Genomic DNA, 6,513 nt, shown 5'->3' with positions numbered 1-6,513 from the left:
ATAGGCGTCGTGCTGATTTTATGTTTATCTCCTTATGTTTAGTTTTAAATGTTGATAAATTTTATTCTCTCATCACTGTTTTGCCTCGATGTGTTTCCACAACTCGTAAAAAACACAGAAGTAGCGACACGCTAACAAACTGAAACCTTTTCTTTTATTTTCTGTTCATATCTAAATAATCTGACACAAAGATATGAACATTTGCATATATACTCGAAATTTATTCTTTAAAATTTCTAAACCAATCTTGCTTACTTGTGTGTTTTTACGCACAAAACGAGGGTTTTATCGTTCTTCTTTAAAACTACACTAAATTATTTACACGTAAATAAATATTTTTCTACACGTAAAGAAATATTTACTTACACGTAAATAAATATTTCTTTACGTGTAAGTAATTTAACAGGGAAACGCCTTGGCACGCATAATCCCTTGTAAACGAGAAAGAAAAGCTGCACTATTGTGCTGAGAAAAAAAGAGGCAGCCAAGCATAACCGCTTAGCTGCCTTTGTTTTATTTAACTTTTTAAAGCTCTCTATTTTTACTGAACAGCTTCTTCCGGTGCTGTTTTGAAGTATTTAAGCTCATTACAGTCGAATGCCTTAATATAAGCTACGCTGCCTGCAACTTCTTCTTCGGTCATACGGACAAACACGTTTGCCGACTTTTCGAACAGTTCCGGTGCCTTGCTTGCATCTGCGATAAGGAGCAACGACTCCACGATGCCGGCTGTCATGTTATACAAACGACGTGCAAGGAAGTCGATGGTGTCTTGGCATTCGCTTGCCTTCACCTTCTCCAAAGCCTCTTCGTAAAGCGCAACAAGGCGTTCTACACGCACCTTCAAGTCTTTCATGCAGTCGCAAACTTCGCTTTCCAACATTTCTTTCATGATGTTGAGATAGGTTCCGTTGGTTATATAGCGCACCGCAGCCACCACCTGCAACTGTGTCGTGCCTTCGTAAATAGAGAAGATACGCGCATCGCGATAAAGGCGTTGGCACTTGTATTCCATGATGAAACCCGAACCGCCGTGAATGGAAATAGAGTCGTAAGCGTTCTGGTTGGCATATTCGGAGTTGATACCCTTTGCCAATGGTGTGAACGCATCGGCTAAACGAGTGTATTGCTTCATTTCTTGGCGTTCCTCCGGTGTCAGCTTTTGGTCGCGTGCAATGTCTTCCAATGCCTTGTAAATGTCTACATAGCGTGCTGTTTGATAGAGCAGCGAACGACCGGCATCGAGTTTTGCCTTCATGCGAGAAAGCATATCGTAGACAGCAGGGAAAGTAATGATTTTCTTTCCAAACTGTGCACGCTCCTTGGCATAGTTCAATCCCTCTTTATAGGCTTCGCTTGAAAGCCCTACACTCTGCGCGGCAATGCCAAGACGGGCACCGTTCATGAGTGCCATAACGTACTTGATAAGTCCCATACGGGTGTTTCCGCAGAGTTCGGCTTTCGCATTTTTGTAAACCAACTCGCAAGTTGGCGAACCGTGAATACCGAGTTTATGCTCTATATGGCGCACATCAACACCTCCGTCGCGCTTGTCGTAGATAAACATAGACAGTCCGCGACCGTCGTGCGTGCCTCTTCCGAACGGGCAAGCACCAAGTGAATGTCGGAGTCGCCGTTGGTAATGAAACGCTTTACACCGTTCAGTCGCCAGCAATTCTCTTTCTCGTCGAATGTCGCCTTGAGCATTACGCGCTGCAAGTCGGAACCTGCATCAGGCTCGGTCAAGTCCATCGACATGGTTTCGCCGTTGCAAATGCGAGGTATATACTTAGCGCGCTGCTCGTCGTTGCCAAATTCATAGAGCGTGTCGATGCACGACTGCAACGACCAGATGTTTTGGAAGCCGCCGTCGGCAGACGAAATCATCTCTGAAAGCATAGAGAACACCACGTTGGGGAGGTTCAAACCACCGTATTGGCGGGGCATGCTGACACCCCAAAGTCCTGCTTTGCGGGTAGCGTCAAGGTTTTCGTAGGTCTTGCTTGCATAGTGCATGCGGTTGTCGATGAGGTGCGGACCTTCCAAATCCACAGCTTCCGAATTGGGTTCGATGATGTTTGCTGCCACATCGCCCGTAATATCGAGAATGCGTTTATAGTTTTCTATGGCGTCCTCGTAGTTTACGGGAGCGTCGTCGTACTTGTCCTTATCAGCGTAATTGCGTTCTTTCAGCTCAACAATTCGCTTCATCAGAGGGTGTTCCAAGTGGAACGCTATCTCCGGTTGGTCTGTATAATAATTTGCCATGTCTGTTTCTCCTCTTCTGTTACTTACTGTTTTGCTTGTAATACTTAATCATTTTGGGCAGCACTTCGCCTACATCGCCGTTGATAACATAGTCGGCAATTTGGTTGATGGGTGCTTCCGGGTCGCTGTTGATGGAAATAATGATGCCCGAATCCTGCATACCGGCAATGTGTTGTATCTGTCCTGAAATGCCACAGGCAATATATACCTTCGGGTGAACGGTAACACCGGTCTGCCCTACTTGCCGATCGGTCGGTATCCAGCCCGCATCTACCGCTGCGCGCGATGCGCCCACCTCGGCGTGCAATACATCGGCGAGTTGGAAAAGCGTTTCAAAGTTTTCTTTCGAGCCTACACCGTAACCTCCTGCCACAACAATTGCGGCACCCTTGAGGTTGTTTTGGGCTGCTTCGACGTGTCGTTCAATTACCTTTACGGCGTATGCAGCCTCATCAACATACTTGCTTACTTCGGGATAAACCACTTCTTGCTTTGCCGTTCCTTCGTAAATGGCTTTCTGCATAACGCCCGAACGGACTGTTGCCATTTGCGGACGGTGGTCGGGATTTACGATTGTAGCCACGATATTGCCACCGAAAGCAGGGCGAATTTGGTATAAGATGTTGTCGTAGTGCTTTCCTGCCTTCTTGTCGTCGTATTCACCGATTTCAAGTTGCGTACAGTCGGCGGTCAAACCCGATGTCAATGACGACGACACACGAGGCCCTAAGTCACGCCCGATAACCGTTGCGCCCATGAGCGCAATCTGCGGTTGCTCCTCCTTAAATAGGTTTACGAGTATGTCGGTATGGGGTGCTGATGTGTAAGGGAACAATCCTTTGCCGTCGAACACAAAGAGTTTATCAACTCCGTATGGCAGTATTTGGTCTTCCACCTTACCTTTTATATCGGTTCCCGCCACGATGGCATGGAGTTCTACGCCTAATTGGTTGGCGAGTTTACGTCCTTTTGTGAGCAATTCCTGCGATACTTCCTGCACCGTTGCTTGCTCTATTTCGCAATATACAAATACGTTATTCATAGTTTATCCTATTATCTTCTCGTCCAACAATTCTTTCATCAAGCCGTCAATGTCTTCGTCCGAGCCACTGATGGTTTTGCTTTCTTTCGCTTGGAACACAATGTTCTGCACAGTTTTCACCTTTGTTGGCGAACCTGAAAGTCCGCATTGCGCTTCATCGCCATCTACATCGGCTACCGACCATTGGGTTAATGTAAGGTAAGGACGCTGCTCGAAGAGTTCTGCCCAAGGTTCTTTGCCTGTGCGTTCCATAGGACAGGTTGCATATTTGTACTTCATCACGAGCTTTACGTTGCACGGACGTGCCGGAGCAGCTGTGCCATTCACGGTTACAACCACCGGCAGAGGGGCTTCAACCGTTTCTACACCGCCGTCAATCATACGGCGAATGGTTGCCTTACCGTCTTCTATCTTCTGAATTTCTTCAGCGTAAGTAACCTGATTTAGTCCTAACTTCTGTGCAACCTGCGGTCCAACCTGTGCCGTATCGCCGTCGATGGCTTGGCGTCCACCAATTACAAGGTCTACATCGCCTATCTTCTGAATGGCAGTAGCCAAAGCGTAAGATGTGGCAAGCGTATCGGCACCGGCAAATTTGCGGTCGGTCAGCAACCATCCGGTATCAGCACCACGGTACAAACCCTGACGGATTATTTCGCCGGCTCGTGGAGGTCCCATTGTAAGGATACCCACTGTTGAACCCGGATATTGTTCTTTCAATCGCAATGCCTGCTCAAGCGCATTCAAGTCTTCTGGGTTAAAGATAGCGGGCAAGGCGGCACGGTTCACCGTTCCTTCTGCCGTCATGGCATCTTTTCCCACATTTCGTGTGTCAGGTACCTGCTTTGCAAGTACTACAATTTTCAAACTCATATTATATAATGTGTTGTTTAAGATACTCGTTGTTTCATTAAATTCGTGTAGCAAAAGTACGATTTTTTTATAAATCAAACAAATTTAATGCACAAAAACCGATAAAACGTGCACAAACAAGTGTATTTGCGCAATAATAGAAGCTATATTTATAGGGGTCGTTTTCTTGCTGCAACCTGTTTATATCATTGGTTTGCAGCAAGCCATCAGCTGTTCCCAACTATTGGAAAAGTCGCTGATTGTATCGAAAAGAATGTTTGCTCCCTCGTTGAGAAGGACTGTATCGGACAGCGGACCGCTATTGATGGCAACCGTGAAACACCCTGCTGCTACGCCCGAACGCACTCCCAAGGTGCATTCTCTACGACAATGCCTTCGTACGGTGCGAAATTGCCTGCTTTTTGTAAGCCTATAAGGTAAGGGTCGGGGTTCGGTTTGCCACGTTTTACATCGAAAGCGGTGGTTACTTGCGCTTCGTTGATAAAGTCTTTGAAGTCGGAAAGCAGTCTGTTAATAAGCTGTCGCTGTGCACTTCCCGTTACAATGCCTATCTTTAATCCACTGTCTTGTATCTTCTGCATTAAGTCTTTCACGCCATCGAAGATGTCTGTTTCAGGCATTTCGTGGAAGTAGCGCGCCTTTAGTTGGTACATTTCTGCCGCTTCTTCTTCAGTCAGTTCCTTTCCTAACTGCGCCTTTGCATACTTTCGCACCGTATCTACGCCTCGTGCGCCCTCCGTTGCGTATGCGTCTTCGGCAGTGAAAACAATTCCAAATTCAGCCATTGCCCTTTGCCAAGCCTTTGCGTGGTTGGGCATAGAGTTGTAGAGGACACCGTCCATATCGAAAAGAACAATCTTCGGTGCAAAAGGTTGTTCTGCCTGTTTGTTGTATTGTGCGATTGCTTTTTGAAACATTTTTGCTTGTAAAACCAAAACGCCAACCCATTAAAATAATGGTATTGGGCGTTTTTGTGTTCATAATCGTTGTCTGATAGCCTTGCTTTCTTCCTCGTAACCCGGTTTGTCGAGCAGGGCAAACATATTCTTTTTGTATGCCTCTACACCCGGCTGGTTGAACGGATTTACTTGTTGTACCAAGCCACTGATACCACAAGCCTTCTCGAAAAAGTAGATAAGCTGTCCGATATAGTACTCATTTAGCTTTGGAATGCTGATGCGAATGTTTGGAACACCGCCATCGACGTGTGCAAGGCGTGTACCTAATTCAGCCATTTTGTTTACTTCGTCCACACGTTTTCCTTCGAGGAAGTTCAGCCCATCAAGGTTTTCGTCGTCGTGTGGGAACAGCAATGTTCTGTTAGGTTCTTCGACAGAGAGCACCGTTTCAAATATCGAACGTTCGCCTTCCTGTATCCATTGTCCCATAGAATGGAGGTCGGTGGTAAAGTCGCACGCTGCAGGGAAAATGCCTTTTTGGTTCTTTCCTTCGCTTTCACCGTAAAGTTGCTTCCACCATTCTGCCATAAAATGGAGCTTTGGCTGAAAGTTTGCCATTATTTCTATCTTCTTTCCAGCCTCTGAATAGAGTGCTTGACGAATGGCTGCATAGCGTGCTGCAATGTTCTGAGCAAATGGAGCGTCTGCGCCCGTTGCCTTTTCCATGTCCTGCGCCCCTTTTACAAGCTGCCGAATGTCGAAGCCTGCCACTGCGATAGGCAACAAACCAACAGGTGTAAGCACAGAGAAACGACCGCCAACGTTGTCGGGAATAACGAAAGTTTTGTAACCTTCGCGTGTTGCTGCCGTACGTGCTGCACCCTTTACAGCGTCGGTTATGGCTACGATAACATCTTTTGCTTCTTTCTTTCCACGCTGATTTTCGCATTGCTTCTTCAACAAACGGAAAGCAAGAGCAGTTTCTGTAGTTGTTCCGGACTTAGATATGTTGATGACACCAAAGCGTTTATCTTTCAGGAACTCGGTGAGTTCGTACAAATAATCTTCGCTGATGTTGTTGCCGGCATAAAGAATGGTAGGGTTCTTCTTGTCGTTCAAGAGCCATGCAAAGCTGTTATCTAATGCTTCTATGATAGCACGGGCACCAAGATAAGACCCTCCGATGCCTGCCACCACTACAAAATCGCACTTTTCGCGCAAAATTTCGGCAACACCATTTACCTCGTTTATAAACTCTTCCGTGATGCTTATCGGCAGATGCAACCAACCTAAAAAGTCGTTGCCAAGGCAAGTAGCCTTCTCCAATGCTTCTTGTGCGGCTGCCACCTGTGGTGCATACGACTCCATTGTGCCCGGGTTTAGCACCTGAGCAGCTTTTGAAATGTCTAACTTAATACTTTCCATTTGTGT

3 protein-coding genes and 2 pseudogenes are annotated in these 6,513 nt (G+C 46.4%); all 5 read right to left on the bottom strand.

The features are described 5' to 3' along the window. Window positions 1-541: 541 nt before the first annotated feature. Window positions 542-2,268, bottom strand: a pseudogene (locus tag JCM15124_RS13765) (acyl-CoA dehydrogenase family protein). Between the two features lie 19 nt (window positions 2,269-2,287). Then, window positions 2,288-3,310 carry an electron transfer flavoprotein subunit alpha/FixB family protein gene (locus tag JCM15124_RS07800; protein WP_024998976.1) on the bottom strand — a complete coding sequence of 341 codons (1,023 nt, stop codon included), beginning with the start codon at window positions 3,308-3,310 and terminating at the stop codon, window positions 2,288-2,290. A gap of 3 nt (window positions 3,311-3,313) precedes the next feature. Further along, the gene (locus JCM15124_RS07795) at window positions 3,314-4,183 is read right to left on the bottom strand and encodes an electron transfer flavoprotein subunit beta/FixA family protein (RefSeq protein ID WP_024998975.1); all 870 of its coding nucleotides are present in this window, start codon (window positions 4,181-4,183) and stop codon (window positions 3,314-3,316) included. Window positions 4,184-4,363: 180 nt separating this feature from the next. Next, window positions 4,364-5,100 (bottom strand): annotated as a pseudogene (locus JCM15124_RS13760) (inorganic diphosphatase). A gap of 60 nt (window positions 5,101-5,160) precedes the next feature. Beyond that, complete coding sequence (locus JCM15124_RS07785) at window positions 5,161-6,507, bottom strand: glucose-6-phosphate isomerase (protein WP_024998974.1); 1,347 nt, start codon at window positions 6,505-6,507, stop codon at window positions 5,161-5,163. Window positions 6,508-6,513 lie beyond the last annotated feature (6 nt).

The sequence above is a fragment of the Prevotella falsenii DSM 22864 = JCM 15124 genome (genome assembly GCF_000613945.1).
GTDB classification, from domain to species: domain Bacteria; phylum Bacteroidota; class Bacteroidia; order Bacteroidales; family Bacteroidaceae; genus Prevotella; species Prevotella falsenii.
The sequence above is the reverse complement of the archived record's forward strand: the minus strand, read 5'-3'. Positions and strand labels throughout refer to the sequence as shown.